This window comes from Promicromonospora umidemergens, from assembly GCF_024171995.1.
Classification (GTDB): Bacteria; Actinomycetota; Actinomycetes; order Actinomycetales; family Cellulomonadaceae; genus Promicromonospora; species Promicromonospora umidemergens.
This window is the reverse complement of the sequence record NZ_JAMTCT010000004.1, coordinates 286,651-308,550: the sequence shown is the minus strand read 5'-3', so window position 1 is coordinate 308,550 and position 21,900 is coordinate 286,651. Positions and strand designations below refer to the sequence as shown.

At 72.3% G+C, this 21,900-nt stretch carries 21 protein-coding genes; 12 read left to right on the top strand and 9 right to left on the bottom strand.

Annotated features, from left to right (window positions below):
• The first annotated feature begins 28 nt into the window (after positions 1-28).
• Entirely contained in the window at positions 29-1,021 is a 993-nt protein-coding gene (locus tag APR04_RS09800; RefSeq protein ID WP_308292336.1) for a TIGR03557 family F420-dependent LLM class oxidoreductase, read from the top strand.
• A 19-nt stretch (positions 1,022-1,040) separates the two neighbouring features.
• Here the strand turns inward: APR04_RS09800 and APR04_RS09795 are convergent, their stop codons facing one another.
• Positions 1,041-2,540, bottom strand: coding sequence for a serine/threonine-protein kinase (locus tag APR04_RS09795; protein WP_253869575.1), 1,500 nt, complete (start codon positions 2,538-2,540; stop codon positions 1,041-1,043).
• A 107-nt stretch (positions 2,541-2,647) separates the two neighbouring features.
• Between APR04_RS09795 and cofE the strand changes: the two genes are divergently transcribed.
• Positions 2,648-3,424, top strand: coding sequence for a coenzyme F420-0:L-glutamate ligase (gene cofE, locus APR04_RS09790; protein ID WP_253869573.1), 777 nt, complete (start codon positions 2,648-2,650; stop codon positions 3,422-3,424).
• A 511-nt stretch (positions 3,425-3,935) separates the two neighbouring features.
• Here the strand turns inward: cofE and APR04_RS09785 are convergent.
• Genes APR04_RS09785 through APR04_RS09775 form a run of 3 tightly spaced genes read right to left on the bottom strand, consistent with a single transcriptional unit; the run spans position 3,936 to position 10,071 of the window.
• On the bottom strand, positions 3,936-7,841 hold the full coding sequence (locus APR04_RS09785; protein WP_253869571.1) for an ATP-binding protein: 3,906 nt from the start codon (positions 7,839-7,841) through the stop codon (positions 3,936-3,938).
• Positions 7,838-8,557: a DUF4194 domain-containing protein gene (locus tag APR04_RS09780; protein WP_253869570.1), complete on the bottom strand. Its 720-nt coding sequence runs from the start codon at positions 8,555-8,557 to the stop codon at positions 7,838-7,840. The genes APR04_RS09785 and APR04_RS09780 overlap by 4 nt, the downstream gene beginning before the upstream one ends.
• Positions 8,554-10,071 (bottom strand): DUF3375 domain-containing protein, encoded by a 1,518-nt coding sequence (locus APR04_RS09775; RefSeq protein WP_253869569.1) that lies wholly within the window; start codon positions 10,069-10,071, stop codon positions 8,554-8,556. Before APR04_RS09775 ends, APR04_RS09780 begins: the two co-directional genes overlap by 4 nt.
• A 178-nt stretch (positions 10,072-10,249) precedes the next feature.
• Here APR04_RS09775 and APR04_RS09770 point away from each other — a divergent pair, with 178 nt between their 5' ends.
• From APR04_RS09770 to APR04_RS09750, 5 genes are all read left to right on the top strand, one after another.
• Positions 10,250-10,561 carry a helix-turn-helix domain-containing protein gene (locus APR04_RS09770; protein WP_301312288.1) on the top strand — a complete coding sequence of 104 codons (312 nt, stop codon included), beginning with the start codon at positions 10,250-10,252 and terminating at the stop codon, positions 10,559-10,561.
• Positions 10,562-10,862: 301 nt separating this feature from the next.
• The gene (locus tag APR04_RS09765) at positions 10,863-11,546 is read left to right on the top strand and encodes a YdcF family protein (RefSeq protein ID WP_253869566.1); all 684 of its coding nucleotides are present in this window, start codon (positions 10,863-10,865) and stop codon (positions 11,544-11,546) included.
• A gap of 163 nt (positions 11,547-11,709) precedes the next feature.
• Positions 11,710-12,105, top strand: coding sequence for a DUF1232 domain-containing protein (locus tag APR04_RS09760; protein WP_253869565.1), 396 nt, complete (start codon positions 11,710-11,712; stop codon positions 12,103-12,105).
• Positions 12,106-12,156: 51 nt separating this feature from the next.
• Positions 12,157-13,437 carry an FAD-dependent monooxygenase gene (locus tag APR04_RS09755; RefSeq protein ID WP_253869564.1) on the top strand — a complete coding sequence of 427 codons (1,281 nt, stop codon included), beginning with the start codon at positions 12,157-12,159 and terminating at the stop codon, positions 13,435-13,437.
• An 82-nt stretch (positions 13,438-13,519) separates the two neighbouring features.
• Positions 13,520-14,107 (top strand): 1-acyl-sn-glycerol-3-phosphate acyltransferase, encoded by a 588-nt coding sequence (locus APR04_RS09750; RefSeq protein WP_253869563.1) that lies wholly within the window; start codon positions 13,520-13,522, stop codon positions 14,105-14,107.
• 58 nt (positions 14,108-14,165) lie between these two features.
• On the opposite strand, the gene APR04_RS09745 is transcribed toward APR04_RS09750, so the two are convergent.
• Entirely contained in the window at positions 14,166-14,879 is a 714-nt protein-coding gene (locus APR04_RS09745) for a TetR/AcrR family transcriptional regulator (protein ID WP_253869562.1), read from the bottom strand.
• A gap of 95 nt (positions 14,880-14,974) precedes the next feature.
• Here APR04_RS09745 and APR04_RS09740 point away from each other — a divergent pair, with 95 nt between their 5' ends.
• Positions 14,975-15,352 (top strand): VOC family protein, encoded by a 378-nt coding sequence (locus tag APR04_RS09740; RefSeq protein WP_253869561.1) that lies wholly within the window; start codon positions 14,975-14,977, stop codon positions 15,350-15,352.
• Positions 15,353-15,469: 117 nt separating this feature from the next.
• Here APR04_RS09740 and APR04_RS09735 read toward each other — a convergent pair whose 3' ends face one another.
• Complete coding sequence (locus APR04_RS09735; RefSeq protein ID WP_253869560.1) at positions 15,470-15,946, bottom strand: TIGR03668 family PPOX class F420-dependent oxidoreductase; 477 nt, start codon at positions 15,944-15,946, stop codon at positions 15,470-15,472.
• 310 nt (positions 15,947-16,256) lie between these two features.
• On the opposite strand from APR04_RS09735, the gene APR04_RS09730 reads away from it, so the two are divergent.
• Both APR04_RS09730 and APR04_RS09725 read left to right on the top strand, forming a co-directional pair.
• Positions 16,257-16,577, top strand: a complete 321-nt coding sequence (locus APR04_RS09730) for a helix-turn-helix domain-containing protein (RefSeq protein WP_253869558.1) — start codon at positions 16,257-16,259, stop codon at positions 16,575-16,577.
• Between the two features lie 34 nt (positions 16,578-16,611).
• Positions 16,612-17,703 carry a P1 family peptidase gene (locus tag APR04_RS09725; RefSeq protein ID WP_253869556.1) on the top strand — a complete coding sequence of 364 codons (1,092 nt, stop codon included), beginning with the start codon at positions 16,612-16,614 and terminating at the stop codon, positions 17,701-17,703.
• Here the strand turns inward: APR04_RS09725 and APR04_RS09720 are convergent.
• The 3 genes from APR04_RS09720 to APR04_RS09710 are packed head-to-tail and all read right to left on the bottom strand — an operon-like array spanning position 17,673 to position 20,116.
• Positions 17,673-18,359 carry an SIMPL domain-containing protein gene (locus tag APR04_RS09720; RefSeq protein WP_253869554.1) on the bottom strand — a complete coding sequence of 229 codons (687 nt, stop codon included), beginning with the start codon at positions 18,357-18,359 and terminating at the stop codon, positions 17,673-17,675. The two genes, APR04_RS09725 and APR04_RS09720, sit on opposite strands and share 31 nt — an antisense overlap.
• 49 nt (positions 18,360-18,408) lie before the next feature.
• On the bottom strand, positions 18,409-19,503 hold the full coding sequence (locus APR04_RS09715; RefSeq protein WP_253869552.1) for a winged helix DNA-binding domain-containing protein: 1,095 nt from the start codon (positions 19,501-19,503) through the stop codon (positions 18,409-18,411).
• The gene (locus APR04_RS09710; RefSeq protein ID WP_253869550.1) at positions 19,487-20,116 is read right to left on the bottom strand and encodes a DUF4126 domain-containing protein; all 630 of its coding nucleotides are present in this window, start codon (positions 20,114-20,116) and stop codon (positions 19,487-19,489) included. Before APR04_RS09710 ends, APR04_RS09715 begins: the two co-directional genes overlap by 17 nt.
• A gap of 201 nt (positions 20,117-20,317) precedes the next feature.
• Here APR04_RS09710 and APR04_RS09705 point away from each other — a divergent pair, with 201 nt between their 5' ends.
• On the top strand, positions 20,318-20,773 hold the full coding sequence (locus APR04_RS09705; RefSeq protein ID WP_253869548.1) for an anthrone oxygenase family protein: 456 nt from the start codon (positions 20,318-20,320) through the stop codon (positions 20,771-20,773).
• 41 nt (positions 20,774-20,814) lie between these two features.
• Positions 20,815-21,870: a diaminopropionate ammonia-lyase gene (locus tag APR04_RS09700; protein WP_253869546.1), complete on the top strand. Its 1,056-nt coding sequence runs from the start codon at positions 20,815-20,817 to the stop codon at positions 21,868-21,870.
• Positions 21,871-21,900 lie beyond the last annotated feature (30 nt).

The following is a 21,900-nucleotide window of genomic DNA, read 5'->3' as shown; positions in this document are numbered from 1 at the left end:
GGGAGTCCGACGCCGTAGGCTGGCCCGCGTGGTGACGATCGGCTATGCCGCGATGCTCGAACAGTTCGCGCCCCGGGAGGCCGTCGAGCTGGCGGCGCTCGCAGAGGCGCACGGCTTCTCCGGCGTCATGGCGGCCGACCATTTCCAGCCCTGGACCCCCCACCAGGGGCAGGCGGCCTTCGTGTGGAACGTGCTCGCCGCGACAGCGGAGCACACGACCGGCGACCTGGGTCCGGTGACGGCGCCGACGTTCCGGTGGCACCCCGCTGTGGTCGCCCAGGCGTCGGCGACGCTCGCGGCGATGAACCCGGGCCGGCACTGGCTGGGTGTCGGCTCGGGCGAGGCGCTCAACGAGCACGTGGTGGGCGGGTACTGGCCCGAGGCCGCCGAGCGGATCAACCGCATGTTCGAGGCCGTCGAGATCATCAAGAAGCTGTTCGCCGGGTCGCTGGCCGGGCGGGACGTCAAGCACTCGGGAACGTACTTCAAGCTGGAGTCGACCCGCCTGTGGACGATGCCGGAGGTGGCCCCCGAGATCCTGGTCGCGACGGCGGGTCCGGTCACCGCCCGCCGCGCCGGGCGGACCGCCGACGGGCTCATCACGCAGGCCGCGCCCGTCGAGCGGATGGGGTCGCTCCTGACCAGGTTCGCCGACGGCGCTCGCGAGTCCGGCCGCGACCCGGGCCAGATGCCGAAGGCGCTGCAGCTGCACCTCTCCTGGGCGCCGACCCATGACGAAGCGGTCGCCAACGCCCTGACCGAGTGGCCGGTGGGCGGCATGCGGTTCCCCCGGTCGGACATCCGCTCGCCGCACGACTTCGCCCAGCTGGCGCGGATGGTGCGCCCGGAGGACTTCGAGGGGCGCCTGCTGATCTCCGCCGACCCGGACGAGCACCGGGCGTCGATCCAGCGGTACCTCGACCTCGGCTTCGACCGCATCTACCTGCACAACGTGGGCCGTAACCAGAGCGAGTGGATCGAGACGTTCGGCCGCGAGGTGCTGCCCAAGCTGGTGCGGTGACCGGCGACCGACCGGTGCGTCAGGGGGTAGCCGCCCAGTACCAGCCGACGCTGTCCGTGTTCTGCACGGCCACTGCGGCAAGGGGCCCGACGTCCGGCAGGGTCACGGTGGTGGTCACGGGCGCCCGGTCGGCGAGGTTGCCAAGGGCCCAGAACGTGTCCTGCGCGCCGGCGTCCGCCGGCTCGCTGCGCTCGACGGTCCCGTCCTGCCCGATCGCGTAGATCCGGAGCCACGCGCTCGGCGTCGGATTGCCGTACGTGCTGGTCCCCACCTGGTCGCACGACAGCGTCAGCGTGGCCAGCCGCCCCTGCACCTGGTCGACGCTGACGAGCCAGCACGAGCCGTCGGCCAGGCGCCGCTCCGTCCCCTGCGCCCACGGGCTGGCCTCGCTCCCGTCCCCGGCCGTGCCCGCATCGTCCGGCACGGGCCCAGCGCTCGGCTGCGCGGGCTCGCCCGACTCCTGCAGTGCGGGCGGCGCCGTGGTCTGCGTCTGCCCGGCGGGGTCGTGCTCCTGGTCGCCACCGGCGAGGCCGGTCCAGGCGCCGAACGCCGCAGCGCCCAGGACCGCCGTGGCGGCCGCCACCGAACCGAGGACGACCAGGGGTCGGCGCCGTCCTCGCCGTCGGGCGCCGCGTGCGACGCCCGGCGCCAGGCTCGGCGGTCCGGCACCGGCCGGGTCGGGCACACCGAGCGAACGCAGGATCGCATCGAGGGACGGGCGCCCGTCCGGATCCCTGACCAGGCAGGCGTCGAGGAACGGGCGCAGGTACGCGGGACAGTCGTCGTAGGTGGGCTCTTCCGCCGCGACCCGGTACAGCACCACCGCCGGATGGTCGCCGTCGAAGAGCCGGTTGCCCGTGGCGGCGTAGTAGGCCAGCGCACCCAGCGCCCAGACGTCGACGGCCGACGTCGCACGGCTGCCCGAGGCCTGCTCCGGAGCCATGTACACGGGGGTGCCGACCGGCTGCCCGGTGAGGGTCAGCCGCGTCGCGTCGACGGTGGCGACCACGCCCAGGTCGATCAGGCGCGGCCCGTCCGGCCCGAGGATCACGTTGGCAGGCTTGACGTCCCGGTGCACCAGCCCGACGCGGTGCATCTCGCGCAGCGCCTCCGCGACGCCCACGACCAGGCGCAGCACGTCCGACTCCGGCAGCGGGCCCTGCGCGGCCAGCGCCTGCGCCAGAGTGGGCCCCTGCACGTACTCGGTGGCGAGCCATGGGAGCTCCGCGTCGGGGTCGGCGTCGATCAGGTTCGCGATGAACCGGCTGCGTACCTTGGCGGCGGCGCGGACCTCGCGGCGGAAGCGTGCACGGAACTCGTCGTCGTCGAGCTGGGCGCCCCGGATCAGCTTGATGGCCACCTGCTGCCCGCGGCGCGTGGTCCCGAGGTAGACGTCCCCCATGCCGCCGCTGCCCAGCCGGCTCCGGACCCGGAACGGCCCGATGCTGCGGGGCTCGCCGGGCCGCAGGGCGGCCGGTGCTGGTACGAGAACCGTCCGCTGGGCGGGTGGGTCGTGCAACACCGGACGCTTCCCCCTGTTGATCCCGCACGATCCAGACATATGTGGCGTAGCCGCAGGGCAGATTACCGCACCCGGGTGAACCGTCGTGGTGTGAGGATGGTCCAGTGGAGAGACTCAGCATCTGGGCCCCCGGCGGGCTGCCCGAGATCAGCCCCGGCGACGACCTCGGCGAGCTCGTCGCCGACCTCCTGGCAGGTCAGGACGAGCAGGACCGGCCGCGCGACGGCGACGTCGTCGTCGTGACCTCGAAGATCGTGTCCAAGGCGGAGGGCCGGGTGGTAGCGGCTGCTGATCGGGAGCAGGCCATCACCGACGAGACCGTCCGCGTGGTCGCCCAGCGGGAACGTCCCGGTCTGCCGCCGTTGCGGATCGTCGAGAACAAGCTGGGCCTGGTGATGGCCGCAGCGGGCGTGGACGCGAGCAACACCCCGGAGGGCACGGTCCTGCTGCTGCCCGTGGACCCGGACGTCTCGGCCCGCACGATCCGCGTCGCGCTCACCCAGCGGTTGGGCCTGCGTCGGATCGGCGTGGTCGTCACCGACACCGCCGGCCGCCCCTGGCGCGACGCCCTGGTCGACATAGCGATCGGCTGCGCGGGGATCACGCCCACCGATGACCTGCGTGGCAGCGTCGACGCCCACGGTCGCGCGCTGAACGTGACGGTCACCGCCGTCGTCGACGAGATCGCCGCGGCGTCCGAGCTGGTCCGGGGCAAGTCGAGCGGCCGCGCGGTCGCCGTCGTGCGCGGCATGAGCCACCACGTCACCGCCGACGACGGCCCGGGCGCCCGCGTCCTGGTGCGCGGCAGCGCCGACGACCTGTTCCGCGAGGGCTCCGCGGAGGCCTACGCCCGCGGCCTCGCGGACGGCGCCGCGCAGTAGGCCGTGCGTCTCGGGCAGATCGGCCGGTACGCGTCAGCCGGTGAGGTGATGACGGAGCAGTACCGGGCCGAGCCGAGAATTGCGCGGCGGCCGTGTCGCGCCGAGCCGAAAGTTGCGCGTCCGTGTCGCTCGGGTACCCCGCCGAGCCGAAAGTTGCGCGTCCGTACCGCTCGGGTACCCCGCCGAGCCGAAATTTGCGCGTCCGTATCGCGCCGAAACGAATGTTACGTGTCAGGTTGGGCCGCTGCAGACGCGCAACCTTCGTCTCGACGAGCCGGTCGACACCTAACTTTCGGTTCGGCGGCGACGCGAGCCCCGTTGCACGAGCAACTTTCGGTTCGACGTGGGTGCGCGCTCCGTTCCACCCGCAACCTTCGGCTCGGCGGCACGGAAGTACCAGCCACACGATCGCACGACGGGGTGGCCGGTGACGGCACGCCTGCCAAGCACGCGTTACGCCGCTAAGACCGTCCGTCCGTGACATCTGGACACGCAGCGGAGCTCCACCTGGTTAAAGGGACGGGCGGCGCGTCGTCATTCGAGCCACCGGAGAGGTGCCGTCGTGCTCGGGGGTCACGGTCACCGACCAGTCCGGCTCCGGGTTGCTCCCCTCCGGGTTGCTCCCCTCCGGGTTGCTCTCCTCGGGGTCGTCCGCCGCCTGGGTCGGCGCGGGCGGTAGGGGGACAGACCTTGGTCCGGGCGCCGACCCCGGTGCTGCGACAGCGGCCGGCGTGTTCGTGGGTGCTGGAGCGGGTGCGGGTTCTGTCGCGGCCGGGGGCCCCGCCGACGCAGCTCCGGACGGAGCCGCATGTACAGGTGCGGGCGCGGCCGCCTGCGTGGACCCGGACGCACCGGGCACACCGGACACAGGCGTCGCTGCGGCCGGAGGCCCCGGTGGAGTCGCTGGCCCCGCCGCCGCCCCCGGTCCGGATCCAGCCCCCGGGGCACCCCCGCCCGTTCCGCCGCCCCGGGTCGCAGAGGGGACCGGGTCGACGCCGGGCAGCGGCGACTCCAGCAGGACCACGTCCACGCGCGACTCCCGCATCTCGCGACAGGTCGCCAGACCGATGCCGCCCACGTAGTCCTCGAGCGTCTGCAGCAGCTTGAGCGGCGTGGCCAGGATCATGTGGAAGCCGAACGCCGCGAACGTGTCCATGGCGGTCCGGGTGAACGTGGTGTCGGCCTTGTCGAAGGCCTCGTCCAGGAGGATCGAGCCGTAGGCGGGCGTGCCAGTGTCGGATGTCCCGGCCAGCTGGTAGCGCAGGGCCGCTGCCAGGCAGAACACGACGAGCTTCTGGCGCTGTCCGCCGGAGAGACCTGCGGACGAGTCGTGCACGGCCAGCGCGATACCGCCCGCCGTGACCTCTACGCCGGTGAAGTGCACGTGCCGCCGGGTATCCAGGCACAGGGACCGCCAGGCGCGGTCAGCCGGATCGCTCGACCCGAGCCGGCGGACCAGCCGCTCCAGCACCTCGTACTCCGGCTCGGTGTCGCCGGTGAGCGCGTCGAGGGTCGCGAGGAACTCCTCCACGGCCGCGGGGCGACGTTCCTTGACGCGGATCTCCAGGAACCGGTCGGTGTCGAAGGGCGAGCGGCGCAGGGAGGCGTTGACCCCGACGATCCGCTCGCGGATGGCGGCCGGCGCCTGCCGGATCTCGGCGGCGAGCTTGCGCAGGGCCCGGCGCGCCTGGTCGGTGAGAAGGTCGGAGAACCGTGCCTCCTGCTCCGGCAGCCGGGACGTACGGATGCGCTCCAGCACCTCGAGGTACCGCGACCGGTCGCCGACCTGCGCCGTCAGGTCGCGGGTGATGGCGGGCCAGCGCCGCCGGAACTCCGCCAGCAGCCCGACGATCTCCCGCTCGGCGGCACCGGAGGTGCGCAGCCCGGCCTCCCGCTCCGCGTCGAGCGTGCGCGACACGGTGAGCGAGACGTCGTCGATCACCTCGTGCGTCACCGTCTTGCGGACGGCGGCGTACCGCTTCTCCAGCTCCTCGCGGTGCGCGAGCGGGATCGCGTTGGTCGGGGCGTCGCCGAGCTCGGTGACCACGTGCTCCAGCGAGCGGCGGTGTGCGCGCGCCTCGGCGAGCGTGTCCGCTGCTATCGCAGCGGCCGCCCGGGCCTGGTCCAGCCGGCTCTCTGCCGCCGCGACGTCCTGCGACGCCTGCAGCAGGTCCATCGTGCCGTCGAGCAGGCGGTCGAACGACGCCTGCGCGTCGGTGAGGTCCGCCTCGGCGGTCTCGATGTCCACCTCGCGCCATTCCCGGCGGGCCACGTGCCGGAGCGTGAGCTGGCGACGCACGGCCTCGCGCTGCTCGGCCACGGCGTCGGCCACCGCGCTCTCGGCCTCCGCGAGGCGGGCCTGCGTCTCGCGCGCGAGCTCCAGGAGCTGGTCGAGGCGGTCGTCGGCGTCCCAGCCGAGCACCCAGTCCTCGACGCCGGGCAGCAGCGGCTGCTCGATCTCCTCCGGCCCGTGCTTGACCAGACCCTCGCGGGTCACCGCCCGCTCGTGCCGGTCCAGCCCCGACGGGTCGTCGACGCACAGGTAGTCGTACTGCTCGGACAGGCGCCGGTGCAGCCAGCCCGACATGGGGCCGTCCTTCACCTCGACCTTGTGCACCAGCGAAGCGGACTCGGTGGACCGTGGCGCGTCGTTGCGCACGCCGACCACGCGGTAGCGCAGGCCCGGCCCGGCCGCGACCGCCCCCGCGACGGCCGCGCGGTGCGCCGGGGCGACGAGCACGAGCGTGGCCAGCGGCCGCAGGACGCCCTCGAGCACGGGACGCCAGTCGGCGTCGTCCTCCCGGACACGCAGCAGCTCGGCCGCGAACGGCAGCACGGAGACGTCCAGCCCTGCGGCCTCCGCCACGGCGCGTCGCGCCGTCGCGAGCTCGGCGGGGACGTTCGTCTGGGTCTGCCGTACCGCCTGGATCCGTGCGGCGACAGCCTCGTGCCGGTGCCCGACGGCGGAGCGCGCCGCCAGCGTCTCCCGGATCGTCGCGTCGAGCGCCTCGGGCGCGCGCGACCGACCGACGGTGGCCACGGCCCCCGTGGCGACCGATGGCACGGCCCCCGTCGGCGCCCCTGCGCCGACCGACGGGACCGCACCCGTCCAGACCGCGGAGACCTGGCCCGTCGTGACGGCGGGCAGGGCACCCGTCAGGGTCGGGACGGCACCGGTGGTCAGCGGCTTCGCGCCGCCCAGCTCCCACCGTGCCTTCTCCTTGAGCGCCGCGAACTCCCCGAACGTCTCGGGCATGTTCATGCCCACCGACTGCAGGTCGGTGGCGAGCTCACCACGACGCGTCCGGACCAGCGCGGCGATCTCGCCGGCCCGCTGGAGGCGGTCTGCCTGCGTGGCGAGCGCCTGCCCGCCCCGGGCGCCGAGCACGTTCACCGCCTGCTGGTGCGTGTTCGCCGCGACGTCGACCTCGGTGTCGGCCGCCTGCCGGTGGTGCTGCGCGCGCTCCTCGGCCGCCCGCGACTCCGCCAGCGCGCCGTGGGCGAGCTCGAGCTTCCACGCGTCCTTGAACGTCTCGAGGGACCCTCGCAGGGTCGCCGCGCGGACCCCCGCCGTCGAGCCCTCGTCGTACGCCTTGGTCAGGGTCGCGAGTCGGTTCAGGTGCTCGATCTGCCGCCGCGAGGTCTCGATGTCGGCATAGGCACGTGCCACGTCCGCGAACTGGTCCACCGCCTGAGCGGCCAGCTCGAACGTGTTCGGCTCGTCCAGCATGTGCCCGCGGAACAGGTCGTCCAGGCTGCCCAGGTTCTTCGCGGACTGCGTGCGGTGCAGCAGCACCAGCGCCTGCTCCGAACCGATCCCCAGCGACTGCGTGAACGCGGCGGCGAACGGCCCGTGCCGCTCGCTCACCGTCGCAGCGGGCCAGGCGGCGGTCACCCCCGCGGCGTCGGGCCCGGAGCGGACGTACCGCTCGAAGTCCAGCAGCCCCACATCGGCGGGCACCACCACGTGCAGCGTCGCCGGGGTCGACGATCCTCGCGTGAGGTGGGACAGGCGCACCAGCGTCACCGTGTCGTCGGGCGCATCGGTGCCGTTCGAGTACCGCAACAGGACGCCCGACCAGGTAGCACCGGGCCGCAGATGGTCGGCCACCACCTCGCCAGTGCTCTCGTCCGTGCGGTGCCGCCACGCGCCCCGCACGTACGAGACGACGTCGCGGTCGCCCGCCTCGCGCTCGGTGGCGCCCGTGCCGGCGGCGGCCACGTTGAACCGCAGGTGCTCCGGCGGGGTCAGGACCGCGGCGACGGCGTCGACCAGCGACGACTTGCCCGAACCCGAGTGGCCGGTGAGCAGGAAGCCCTCACGGGGCACCGGCACCACGTGGTGCCCGGCGAACGTGCCCCAGTTGACCAGCTCGATGCGCGCGAGGCGCCACTGTCCGGGATGGGCCGTGTTCATGCGCTCTCCTTCGCCAGTCGTGCGTACTCGGCGCTCAGCGCCGCTACCTGGTCCGCGCCGAACACGGTGCGGAGCACCGGCGAGACCACGCACCGGTCCCCGCTGAGCGGCTCCAGCATGCCCGACTCGATCAGCCGGGCCCACGTCGCGTCCAGCTGCCGCGTGAAGTCCATGGGCGAACCACCACCGCGCCGCCGGTACATGCCGAGATGGTCCGCCGCCTCGTCACGGCTGATCGCCACCCGTGCGTCCGCAGAGTCAAGCAGCAGGGCACGCAGGTGCAGCAGCAGCGCGGTGTCCAGGAACGTGAGCGTCAGCTCGCGCACCACCTGGGGCGCGTCCTGGGCCGGTACGTCGCGCACGAACGCGACCTGCGCGTCGGCGTCGACCACCAGGTCGAGGTACTGGTCGGCGAGGCGCTCGCGGACGACGTCCTCGTTCGTCAGCAGCGCACGCCAGGTGTCCTGGTCGGACTCGGCGGCCAGGTAGGGACCGCGCACGAGCCGGGCCAGCGCGAGGCGGGCCGGCGCTGGCAGCGTGCCGTGGTCGCCCGGCCAGAGGCGCACACCCGCGCCGGCGTCGCCGTCCGCGCCGTTCTCGGCACCCGACGGCGCCGACGTCGTACCGCTGCCGGCCGGACGCCCGGGGCGCGCGCTGCGGAGGTCTGTCGGGCGGGGGCGGGCGGGGCCGGCCCCTGTCGCGCTGGGTTCGGTCACGGGACATGCTCCTCGAACTGGTTCTGGGGGAGTACGGCCCGCCGCGCGACGCCGCGCGAGGACCGCCAGTTCACGTCTTCGTTCTTACCGGTGGCCACGCCGTGCTGCTCGGCGAGCGTCAGGAGGCCGACCACGCTCGCGGCCCCCTGGGTGGCGGGGTGCGCGGCGAGCACGGACGCGACGGTGGCGCGGCCGACGGCCGCTACGCGTTCGTTCACGTGCCCGCGCAGCTCGTCCACGTCGATCTCGGAGTCACGGGCCAGGGCGCGCAGCGCCGTGAGGGAGACGGTCCGCGGCGGCAGGGCGGGCGCGACGGGCGGTGCCTCGGCGTCCTCACCGCCCGGGTTGTACGGCTGGAAGCCGCCCACCGACCGGGGCGTGACGGCGCCGAGCGGCAGCGTGAGCCGCACCCCGGTGCCGGGAGCCAGGTCGGGGGCCGCGGCCAGGGCGGCGTCCTGCGCCTGGCCGAGCAGACGGCGCAGGGCGCGCTCGGCCGGGAGCTCTCCGGACCTGACCATGCGCTGCAGCGCGCGGCGCAGGACGGCCATGGTGTCGGTGAGCTCGTCGGCGGCGTCCTGCAGGGTCGGCAGCAGCCGGCGCAGCGCGGAGGCCTCCGCCGGGGCGAGGTGGACGGTGTCGAGCACGCGGCCGACGTCGTCCTGCGCCGCGTGCTCCGCCTGCCGCAGCAGGTCGCGGAACGCGACCAGGCCGCGCCCCGCCTCGGACTCGGCGAGGTGGTCCACGCCGCGGTAGATGTCGTCGAGGAACGTGTCGCGCGAGCCGTCGGACTCCAGGAGCCGTCGGCGCAGCTCGCGATCCGTGCGTTCCAGCTCGGTGCGCACCCTGGCCAGGTCGGCGGGGATGTCGCCGGCCAGAGCAAGGATCTCGCGGGCGCGCTCGGCGGCGGCGTCGGGTGGCAGGGCGTCGTCGTCGCCGCGGCGGGCGCGCTCGATCCTTGCGTCGAGGGCGGCACGCTGCTCCAGCAGGGCGGCCAGGCGGGCCTCCGGATCCGGGTCGGCGTCGGCGGCCAGCGTGTGCAGCCCGTCGAGCACCGCGCCGAGCCGGGACGGCGTCACGGCCGGGTGGGGCCTGCTCAGGCGGGAGACGAAGCGGATGGCGAGCAGCGCGCCGTCGGACAGCTCGAGGGTCTCGGTGCCGGGCTCGCCGGCGGTCTGCGCGGCGCGGCGCCGTACGAGCACGCCTTCGTCGATCCACTCCGAGACGTAGAAGTAGCCGGAGTACGGCAGCTCGAAGCCCGCGCGGCGCAGCTCCGGCAGGTCGTCGTCGATCCTCGTCGCCAGCTGCTCGACGGGCAGCCTGCGCCGGGACGCGCCGAGGTTGCGGTCCAGCAGCACGACAGCGGCCGCGGCGTTCCTCGATCGCAGCAGCACCCACGCGGGATGCTCCTGGAGAAGCGCGCGCACGCCGCGCGCCGCCTGGCCGCGACGAGCCGACCCGTGCCCGGCGGCCTGCCGGGGCACGGCGGCGTCACCCGGTGAGCTCGCAGTACCCATGAGGGCTGAGGGTAGTAGGCCAACGTGTCGGTATGGCACCCCCGGAGGAAACATGCGGCACATGCGCTGTCGATGAGCCGCGACGGGCATAGACGTATAGAGTCAGGTCTCACAGGGCTTGCCGGAAAATTGATCTCAACTTTCCGGCGAGCCCTGTCGTGCGTCATGGCACGTTTCGATGGCCGAGCGTCGACGGGAGGGCGCCTTGCTCACCACAGCAGCCCAGATCCTTGTCAGGATCCGAGCCGAGCGAGAGCTCAGCATGAGTTCACTGGCAGTGCTGGCGGGCGTACCCACGTCGACGATCAGCCGCATCGAGTCCGGGCAGATCGAGCCGACGTTCGGCATGATCCGCCGCATCGCGCTGGGCGCGGGCTACCACCTGCACCTCCAGTACTACGACCTGTTCTCGGGCAAGCTCGAGGACGACGTCGTCGGGGTCGGCGCCGCCGAGGGGACGGGCGAGGGGGACGGTGAGGACGATCCGTAACCCTCCTGGCAGGTCGCCGTCACCGGTTCGCCGCCACCGTGAACGGCGCGTATGAGAGCGTCACGTCCATGCCGGCTGTCGGAGCGTGAGCCCACGAACGTGCAGCACTAAGGGCGGCTCGTTACCGTCCGCTATCTTGTCTCCGTATGGGATGTCTGCGCGGGGGGCGCGAAAACGGAGGCGGACGGTGCTGGCCGCACGAACCCGCAGGTTGTGACATTGCACGCAAATACTGCCGAATTCGGGCGTCGACCCACACTCACGTTGTGCCCGTCATTCCTCCGAGCAATATGGTCGTCATATGCCGAACGTCATGATCCCCGCCGAAGTGCGGGAGGACGTAGAGACGCTGTGGGCGTTCCACGACCTGCAGCACGAGCCGCGACCGGTTGACGTCTGCATCGGCCTGGGTGGTCACGACCTGGGTGTGGCCGACTACACGGCGGACCTCTACCTCGAAGGGTTGTTCCGGCGGATCGTCTTCACGGGGGCCAACGCACCCACCACCGTCGACGCCTTCCCCGAGGGCGAGGCCTTCGGCTACCGCGACCACGCCATCGCTCGTGGTGTACCCGCCGACGCCGTGCTCGTCGAGCCGACCGCGACCAACACCAGCGAGAACCTGGAGTACAGCCGCAAGCTGCTCGCGGAGCTCCAGGTCGAGCCTTCCTCCGTGCTGCTCGTCTCCCACCCGTACCAGCAGCGACGCGCGTTCGCGACCTGCCGGGTCGTGTGGCCGGACGTCGACGTGCTGTGCGTGTCCCGGCCCCTGCAGCTCGATGCGTACCTCCGGACGATCGGCGACGCCGACCGCGTGGTCGACATGCTCGTCGGTGAGACGCAGCGCCTCACGCTGTACGCCGATCTCGGCTTCATCGCCCACGAGGAGGACGTGCCCGACGAGGTGATGGTCGCGTTCGACCGGCTCGTGGCGGCGGGGTACACGTCGAGGCTCGTGGAGGACCGGCGCCCGATCGACGTCTGACCGGCGTCGGATCCGCGTCCGATCGGTGCCCCGGCCCGAGACGGTCGTCCGGGCATACCGGGTCGAGTGAGGCCGAGCGACATGTTCGAATGAGGTAGACGTCACGAACCGGGCGACTCGTACATCCCTGGCGAGTCGCCCGGTTCTCCGTTACGTTCCGGGCATGGGCGAGGAAAGCAAGCGGGGCAAGGATCCCAGGAAGTTCACCTGGCAAGAGATCTTCACGTTCATCGCGGGCGCGGGATATGTGGCCAGCCCGATCGACCTCCTGTCGGAGGGCGTGCTGGGGCCGCTCGGCCTCGGGGATGACGCGATCGCGATCGTCATCGCCGGCGTCACCCTGTACAAGGCGGTGCAGCGGTTCCGGAAGCACCGGCCGGTGCCGGGCACGACGGGGGACACCGCACCGGGCACCACGGGTGCCGGCACCTCCGAGCCGGGCGGTTCGACCCCGAAGGCCGCGCCGTCGGACAGCCGGGCCCCGGGCTCGTACGCGACGGGCAAGACGATCCCTGGCACCGCCGAGGACGTGACGCCGGACCGCAGGTCCAAGCGCTGACGTCGTCGCCAGCCCTGGCTCGTCGGTCGACACCGGTCTAGGGTCGAGCACGTGGCCGGAATCGACGCACCGCGGATCCTCGTCGTGGGTGGCGGTCCCACCGGTGCCGCGACGGCGGTCGCGCTGCGGCGGGAGCTGCCCGGCGCGCACGTGACGCTGGTCGACAAGGCGACGTTCCCGCGCGACAAGACCTGCGGCGACGGCCTGGGACCCGGTGCAAGGAGGGTGCTCGACGGGCTCGGCCTGGCGGAGCGGCTCGAGCAGTTCCACATGCCGATGTCGGTGGCGATCAGCGGCCCGGGCGGGGTAGAGGCGGTGGCGCGCGGGCCGATCATGGAGGGCCGCGACCTGGCCGGGTACGTCACGCCCCGGCTCGCCCTGGACGACCTCCTCCTCTCCGCGGCGCGGGACAGCGGCGCGGAGGTCCACGAGGGAGTCGCGTTCGAGGGCATGACGCCCGCAGGTGACGGCGAGCTGGTCACCCTGTCCGGCCGCGAAGCCGCGTTCGACCTGGTCGTCGGGGCGGACGGCGCCTACTCCGGGGTCCGGCGGGCGATGGGCGTCCCCCGGCCCCCGATGCGGCACACCCACATCGCCATGCGCGCGTACGGGAAGGTGACCCACCCGGACAAGCCGGTGAGCGACACGCTCCGGTTCGACTTCCTGGAGACTCTCCTGCCGGTCTACGGCTGGGTCTTCCCGCTGCCCGACGACGGCGCGAACCTCGGCGTCGGTATCCCGGTGGACCATCTGAAGCGGCAGACCGCGCGGCACGGGCGCTCGCTCCGCGACCTCTTCGACCTGTACGTCGAGGACCTGGAACGGCGCGGGTTCGTCGTGTCCGGGGTGGAGCGGGTCGCCACGCACCAGCTCCCGCACGCCGCGGCGCGCACCCCGATGACGGCCCCGGGGCGCTCCGCCGTGCTGCTCGGCGATGCCGCAGCGACGATCAACCCGCTCAGCGGAGAGGGCATCTTCTACGGGATGGCGGCCGGGGTGCAGCTCGCGGAACATCTCGGGGCGCTGGAGCGGGCCGGCGGGTCCTGGCAGGGCGTGGACCTTGCCGGGGCGCTGACCGGGTTCGAACGGGCGCACAGGCGGCGGTTCGGGCGGCACTACCGGGAGTGCTACCTGGCGCAGCAGCTCATGCGCTCGCCGCTCTGGGCGGGTGTCGCCACGCGTGCGGTAGCGGCGTCCGACACGGCGATGGCGCACGTGGCGCTCATGCTGTTCGACGAGCAGTCCGCGGGGTCGCGCGGGCTGCTGCACCTGGCGCGCAGGAGCGTGCGGCCGCTGCTGCGCCTGCCGTGGGCCGCCCGGACGGGGCGTTGAGCCTCCGCAGGATCTGTCAGAATTGCGCCTCTGCGATTTTTCGCCCGAGGTTCACCCTGTCCGCCCTGACTCGAGGACGACGATGTCACGCACCATCCGCCGGGCCGTTGCACGACTGATCTGGGCCGGTACCGGCTACCGGATGCGCTCGGAGCCTGCCCCGACCAGGCCTACGGTGTTCATCGGTGCGCCGCACACGTCGAACACGGACTTCTTCCTGATGCTGGCCATCGCGTTCGACATGGACCTGAAGGTCCGGTTCCTGATCAAGGACTCCTGGTTCAAGGGCCCTCTGGCCGGACTCATGCGCGCTCTGGGCGGCATCCCCGTGGACCGGAAGGACCCGGCCAGCATCGTCGAGGAGATCCTCGGGGCCGTCGAACGGGGCGAGGAGTTCCACCTCGTCGTGACGCCGGAGGGCACCCGCGGCGCCGGCTCGGGCTACTGGAAGTCGGGGTTCTACCGGATCGCGCTCAAGTCCGGATTTCCGGTGACGCTCGGATACGTCGACGGCGTGGCAAAGGTCGCCGGTCTCGGGCCGAGCATCCAGCTCACCGGGGACGTGCGCGCCGACATGGACGGGATCAGGGCCTTCTACGCGGACAAGTCGGGAGTCAACCCTGCCAACCGGGTGGAGCCGCGCCTCCGCTCCGAGGACCAGGACGGCTGAGCTCGGAGATCTGTCGGGTCCGAGCCGAAGAGCCCGCAGCCATCCAGCACTCGACGCGTCAGCTCGGTTCCAGGGAGTCGAGCACGCGCGTCAGACCGAACTCCCAGGCGTGGGCAGGGCTCGAGGGCGCGTTCATCTCCTGGCCGGCGGCGCTGCCCACGCGCTGGGCGAGCGGGTAGCCGTCGCCGAGGTACTCCGCGAGCCGCCCGGCCCACCGGGCCCAGGTCTGCTGAATCTCGTCTGCCCGCGGGTCGCGGCGCCGGGCGCGGGCGGCAGCACGCACGAAGTCGAGCACGAAGGTGAGCGCGGCGTCGCGGGCGACGTCGTCAAGGGGCAGCGGGTCCAGGGCGTGCAGCTCATGGTCGTACTTGGCGATGGTGCCGGGACCGAATGCCGTGCGCTCGTCCTCGATCTCCAGCAGCCAGGGGTGATCCAGGTGGAGGGCCAGGTTCGCGTCGGCGACGCGCCGTACGCGCGTGCGCCAGGCCGCGGTCCCGTACGCAGGTAGCCGCATGCCCGCGTAGGCCGCGTCGACCATCAGCACGAGCAGGTCGTCGCGGCCGTTCACGTGCGTGTACACGGACATGGTCGAGATGCCCAGGGCATCGCCGAGGCGCCGGACCGTGACGGCGGCGAGGCCCTCTGCGTCGGCCAGTGCGACCGCCGCATCGACCACCGCTCCCGTCGTGACCCGCGACCGCGGACCGCGCGTGCCGCCCTGCGGTGCAGCCGGGTGGTCACGCCAGAGCAGGTCGATCAGCTCGCGGGGCATGGGTCTCCAGGATCGGGGTGACGGGCCGGGAACATTCTGCAACGATCCTACGTTGTACGCCGTACAAAGTTAGGATCTCGAAGCGAGGAGCCCGCTTGAACATCACCGGTACCGCACTGTCCCTCAACGTGTCCGACGTCGCTGCGTCGGCCGAGTTCGCCCAGAAGCACCTCGGCTTCACCGAGGCGATGTCCGACGACGGGTTCGTGTCGCTCAACCACCCCACGGCCGGCGTCAACATCGTGTTCCTGCGCGTCGGCCTCGGCACGTTCAAGCCCGAGCGCATCGCCGGGCCGGCCGGCCAGGGGATGCTGATCGCGTTCGTCGTGGACGACCTCGACGCCGAGTTCGCCCGCATCTCCGCCGCCGGCGCGGAGGTGGTCACGTCGCCCGAGACCGAGCCGTGGGGCGAGCGCTACTGCCAGTTCGCCGACCCCAACGGGATCGTGTGGCAGCTCGTCCAGTGGGTGTGACGGTTCGGGCTGCTCACTCTCCTTCGAGGTCAAAGTTGCTTCGCTTTGAGGCCGCTCAAAGCGAAGTAGCTTTGACCTCGAAGGGAAGCGGCAACGCCCGGACGACCGCGTGACCGGCTAACCGTGCGCCCAGCCGGACCACCTGGTCACCCGCACCCTGATCAGCGGGCCGTCCGGCCGGCGCTCGTGATACTGCGGGTACCGCGCGGCGAGCGCGTCCAGCGCCGCTGCGCGGGGCTCGCCCACGTGCTCGACCGTCGCGACGCCGTCGCCGCGTACCCACCAGAGGTGCGCCCAGTCGTCGTCGTACCGGTCCACGAGGAACGCGACCCGCGGGTTCTCCGCGAGGTTGCGCAGGCGCTTCAGGTCTCGCGTCGTCTTGGGCTTGTGGTCGATGGCGACCACCACCTCGTCACCTGGCGGCGGGCCGGTTCCGGCGTCGGCCGCGGCGCCGTCCGGGGTGCTGCCCGCAGCGCTGATCAGCGCGAACGTCACCGGCACGAGGTGCGGCACACTGTCGGCGTCGGCGGTGGCGAGGTAGGCGTGCCGGGCCGCGGCGAAGCGGGAGCGGCAGTCGTCGGCATCGAGGCGCACCCTGACATTGTGCGAGCGGTCATGTCGAACGGCTGACTCAGTGTGCGAATAGGTCGTTGCGTATCCGCAACAAACGACTGCAAGTGCTGCGAATCCGAATGATGTCTGAGAGGCTTGCTTCCGAGCTAATCAAGGATATTCTTAAGGGGGAGCCGGCTTGGCATGGGAGATCCTGATCCCTGGCGGTCGGCGATCCTGCTCGTCGCAGGTGACAAGGCGGGGCGATGGAACCGCTGGTACCAGGAAGCAGTTCCGAGGGCTGAGCGGCTCTATGCCGAATACCTGAGTGAGCGTGAAGAGGAGGCTGCACATGGACGGCGTTAAGCGCTGGCGGGACACCCGGCATCGCGCTCTGGCGGTCGAAGCCGCTGGGGGCGAACGAGCCTTCAGTGAGGGTGTGCGCAAACTTCTCGACGAGTCGCGTGGCTGGCGGCTCGCTGAGATGCGTCTGAAGCGAAGCATGACGCAGGCCGACGTGGCATCGCAGATGGGCATTTCGGTCGCACGTGTGTCGCAGATAGAGGCGGGCGATGTGTCGACGCAGGATGTGCTGCGGCGCTACATCGCAGCACTTGGCGGAACACTGCATCTCGTCGCTGACTTCGGCGACGAACAACTGAAGGTGAGTTGAGCCGAGAGCCTGTCCGATCGCCGATGCTGGAGGCATGAGCGACAACGAACAGCACCCCCGCAGGGCGCGCGATCTCGGGATCGTCGTGGGCGCGCTGCCCACCGGGCGGCACAACGCCTTCACCGACGTGCCCGGAGTACGGGTGGGGCACACCACCATCGTGGATGCACCTCGCCTCCACACCGGAGTGACGGCGATCGTCCCCGACGCCCTCGGCCCGGACCGACGCAGCCTGCCGTGCGGGCTGTTCGTCGGCAACGGGTTCGGCAAGCTGGTCGGGGCGACGCAGGTCGCCGAGCTCGGGGCGATCGAGACGCCGATCCTCCTGACCGCGACCCTCAGCGCGTTCCGAGCGGCGGACGCGCTGGTGACGCACGTGCTCGCGAGCCCGGGTCACGAGGAGACCCGCACCCTCAACCCGGTCGTCGGCGAGACGAACGACGGCCGGCTGAGCGACATCCGTGCCCGTCCTATCGCGGAGTCGCACGTGCTCGCCGCGCTCGACGGCGCGACCGCCGACCTCCCCGAGGAGGGCTGTGTCGGTGCCGGGACCGGGACCGTGGCCCTCGGGTTCAAGGGCGGGATCGGCACGTCGTCGCGCGTGGTCGGCGGCTGGACCGTGGGCACCCTGGTGCAGTCCAACTTCTCGGGCACGCTGATCGTGCGCGGCGTCCCGATCCCGGCCGACGCGGTGGACGAGCCGACGACGTCCGCGGGGGAGCCCGATGGCAACTCCTGCATGATCGTGGTCGCCACCGACGCGCCCCTGGACGCTCGGCAGCTCGGCCGGGTCGCGCGCCGGGCGGTGTTCGCGATGGCGCGCGTGGGCTCGGACTTCGCTGGCGGCAGCGGCGACTACGCCCTGGCGTTCAGCACGCCGGGCGCTCCGTCGTCGGGCACTACGCCGGGCACGCCCGCGCGCCGGGTGGACGACCACGATCTGGACCCGGTCTTCGCCGCGACCATGGATGCGGTCGAGGAAGCCCTGCTGAACTCGCTTCTGACGGCCACCACCACAGTGGGGCACCGCGGCACGGCGGCCGCCGTGCCCCACGACCTGGTGCTTCGGCGGCTGCGTGCCGCCGGCGTGCTGCCTCAGCCCTCGGCGGGCACGCCGGCCTCGTAGTCCGCGGAGAGCGTGATGTCGACGTCGATGTCCCGGGGCTGGAGCTCTACGTGCGCACTGCCGCCTGCGTCGCCCATGGCGCCGGCGCGCATCGCGTACATCGGGGCGTTGCCGCCACCGTTTCCGCCGCCACGCAGGCCCGCCTCGTAGATCGCCACGGGCACGACCGGTCCAAGACCTAGCGCGTCCGCGTACGACTGCGCGCGCACCACGGTCTCCTCGGCGGCCTCGATCCGGGCCTCGGCCTGGAGCGTCCTGCGGGTCTCGTCGGTCAGGGCCCAGGTGATCCGGTCGATCTCGACGCCGTCGACGTCCATGATGTCGGCCAGCCACGTCGAGAGGGTCTCGAAGTCGCGGAACGTGACCGACAGACGTGCCGAGGCCCGGAACCGCCGGACGCGCTGCTTGCCGCCCGCCTGGGAGCTCTTGACCCGGTCGTCGTAGACGTAGGAGTGCACGGAGGCCGAGTCCCACTTCTCCGCGGCACCCGCCGAGACGTGCGCCCTGGCCTGCTCCACGAGGATGGTGTGCGTGCGAGCCACCTGGTCGACGACGTCGTTGCGGAGGGTGCCCGAGAACGCGACGTGCAGGTTGACGGTGCCACGCTCCGCGGGGTGCGTGCGCGTGGCCTGGCCTTCGACGGCGATACGAGTCATACGCGGAGTCTGCCGACTGCGCGCCGACCTGCGCCACCCCCTGCTTGCATCAGCCGATCGTGCCCTTGCCCACCTGACCGCGCACCAGGATCGGTTCGAGACCGCAGAACTCTCCGTAGCGCGCGGCCTCCGCCTCGATCGCGGCCCAGACCTTGCGGGTCGGCTCCTCGGTGAGCTCGACGGTGATCTCCACGGTCTGCGCCCTGAGGATCCGGGACCAGCCTCCGGCGATCATCCCGTCCACAGTCACGAGCCCCATGTACAGCCAGCGGCTCGGCATCGGGTCCCGAGCCAGAGAGGGCCAACCCTTGAAGTCGTGACAGAAGAACTCGTCGAACACCGACAGCAGCCGCACGGTGCCGGCCGGTGCGGGATCGGGCAGGTCGCCGTCGGTCCAGAGCGTCAGGCCGGCCAGCTCGTGGCGGGTGAGCCCGGCGTCGGCGACCGCTGCCCGCGCCGCCGTCTTGGTCAAGGCGCCCCACCAGGCGACGTCCTCCGCGCGGCACGGGCCGTGCCCGCGGACGTACGTGCACGCCAGGTGGACACGGGCCTCGTCCTCGTCCCATACCTTCTGCTCCGGGAGCAGCCGGTAGGTGGCCTGCTTGCCCCGCATCGGACCGCTCGCGACGAGCAGGTCGAGCTCGGCGTGCATCATCACCTGGCCCACGTGCCAGGTGTCCAGCGGTGCGCCCTCGGACTCGGCGAGCACGGCGCCGAGCTCCTTGCGGGTCAGCGGGCCCTGTGCCAGCGCCCCCGCGACCACCGCGTGCCGGCGCGCCAGCAGCGAGTGGTCGAAGCCGCGGGGTCTCTCCGCCGAGAGCATCGCCCGGCGGACCCGCGGAGCGGTGGCGGTCATGAGCGGCGCCAGGTCGCCGGGTACCACGTAGTGCCACGTGGGACGCAGGACGTGCGTGCGCAGGATCGTGCCGTCGGCCAGAGCGGCCTGTACCTCGGCGAGCGTGGCCGGTCTCGCCAGACGCTGCGCCACGCCCCACGCGGACGAGTGCAGCTCCTGCGACTGGACGGCCCCCAGCCGGGCGACGACGCCGGGTACACCACCGCCGTCGGCCTCCCGCAGAGTGCCCAGGCCCACCGAGGTGAGCCGGGCGCGCTGGATCGTGCGCACGTCAGACGTAGTAGGCATCGCCTTCTCCGCCACCGTGTCCCGCCGCCCGCGCGCGGCGATGCTTCACCAGGCTTCGGATCAGCAGGATCACGCCGATCACGAACAGGATCATGACCGGGATGATCGCGAGCGGGGCGAGGACGGACAGGAACCCGAGACCGACGCTCGTGACGTCCTCCGCCACGCTGACCACGGGAGCCGCGGTGCCGCCCGAGACGGTGTTGGCGACGACGCGGCCACCGGCCTTGGCGGCATGGGTACCGAGGGCGAGGACGATGCCCGAGACGATGGGGATCCACTGGCCGGACTGCACGAACGTGCTCGGGTCGGTGACCGTCGTCGTCTCCGACATGGACCCGGCACCGAACGCGATGCCGCCCGCCGTGGGCCGGATGACGGTCTGCACCACGTCGTTGACGGAGTCGAGCACCGGGATCTTGTCCGCGACGAACTCGAGCACCAGGAGAACGGTCAGGATCACGAGGACCCAGGGGTTCTCCAGCCACGCCCAGGTGCCCGGCAGCTCCACGAGGTCCGTGAAGCGCGAGAGCACGCCGAGGAAGATGAGCGGGATCCAGGCGTTGAGGCCCGCCGACAAGGCGAGTCCGGTTCCGGTGGCAAGTTCGAGCATGACTCGAAGTGTTCCACGGCACACCGACACTCCGGGGGGCGAAAGTGTCCGGTGTGCCCGATCTGTTATCGGAGCGTGGCCAACCGTCTCACGAGCCGGCCCGAGCGCATCTGATGCTGCCCGTAACACCTGGAACATCCGGGTCCCGTCTGCAAGAGTTGCTGCAGTTCACCGCACCGGTGCGCTCACCGGGAGGCTCTGATGGTCTGGACGATCTTCGCTGTGGCATCAGTGGTGCTGCTCGGGCTGTCGGCGGGGGTGTTCTACGGGTTCTCGTCGTTCGTCATGAGCGGCCTCGCCCGCGCCTCCGACGAGGCTGCCGGGGCCGCGATGAGCGGCATCAACGAGACCGCGCCGCTGCCCGCTTTCATGTCCGTCTTCTTCGGCGCGCTCCTCGTCCCGGCGGGCACCGGCATCTGGGGCCTCGTCGAAGGGCGGGACGGCGGCGCGTGGGTCCTTGCGGCCGCAGCGGTCTACCTGATCGGCACGTTCGGTGTGACCGCGGCCCTGAACGTGCCGCTCAACAACCGCCTCCTCGCTTCCCACGACAAGGCTGCCGGATGGCGCGCCTACTGGCGGCCCTGGACGGCGTGGAACCACGTGCGCACGGCCGCCGGCGTCGTGGCGACGGTGCTCGCGGCGGTCGGCCTGCTCTGACCGGTCGGCCCTCGGCGGCGCTGTCGGGGACAATCGACCACATGCCCGCCATCGACTTCCACCGCACTCTGCCCGGATACCAGCGGACGCCGTTGCGGGACCTGCCCGGGCTCGCGGCAGAGCTCGGGGTCGGACGGGTGCTGGTCAAGGAGGAGTCGAGCCGGCTCGGGCTGCCCGCGTTCAAGGTGCTCGGCGCGTCGTACGCGACGGCGCGTGCGGTCGGGGAGCGGTTCGGGCTGACCTCGATCACCCTGGACGCGGTGCGCGGTGCGGTCCGGGACCGCGGCGTCCGGCTGTACGCGGCCACGGACGGGAACCACGGTCGCGCCGTCGCCCACATGGCCGCCCTGATCGGCGCTGCCGCGACGATCTACTACCCGCAAAGCATCACCGAGGCCGCGAAGCGGGCGATAGCCACCGAGGGCGCCCAGTCGGTGGAGGTCGACGGCGCCTACGACGACGTGGTGGCCCGTGCGGCGGCCGAGGCGACCGCCGACCCGGCGTCGATCCTGGTGCAGGACACGTCCTGGCCCGGGTACACGGACATCCCGCAGTGGATGGTCGACGGCTACTCGACGCTGTGCCTCGAGACGGACGTCCAGCTGTCCGCCCTGGGCCTTGCGGCGCCAGACCTGGTGGTCGTGCCGGTCGGGGTCGGCTCGTTGGCGCAGGCCGTGGTGAGCCACTACCGCGGTGCGGGGACCGATGGCGGCACCCTGCTCGCCGTCGAGCCCGACCGTGCCGCCGGCCTGGTCGCGTCGCTGCGCGCAGGCGAGCCGGTCACGACACCGACCGGTGACACGATCATGACGGGACTCAGCTGTGGCACCGTCTCCGCGCTCGCGTGGCCGGTGCTGCGGGACGGGCTGGACGGTGCGGTCACCGTCTCCGACGACCAGGCGGCCACCGCCGTCGACGACCTGGCGCGGCTCGGCGTCGACTCCGGGCCCTGCGGCGCGGCCACCCTCGCGGCGGCCCGCCTGGTGCTGGGACAGGCCGGCTGGCGGGAGGCGATCGGTCTGCGGCCCGACGCCGTCGTCCTGCTCCTGTCGACCGAGGGCCGGGCGGCGAACCCGGTCCCGGAGGACCGGGTCTGACCTTCGACCGACCATCGCTGCCTGGAGTGT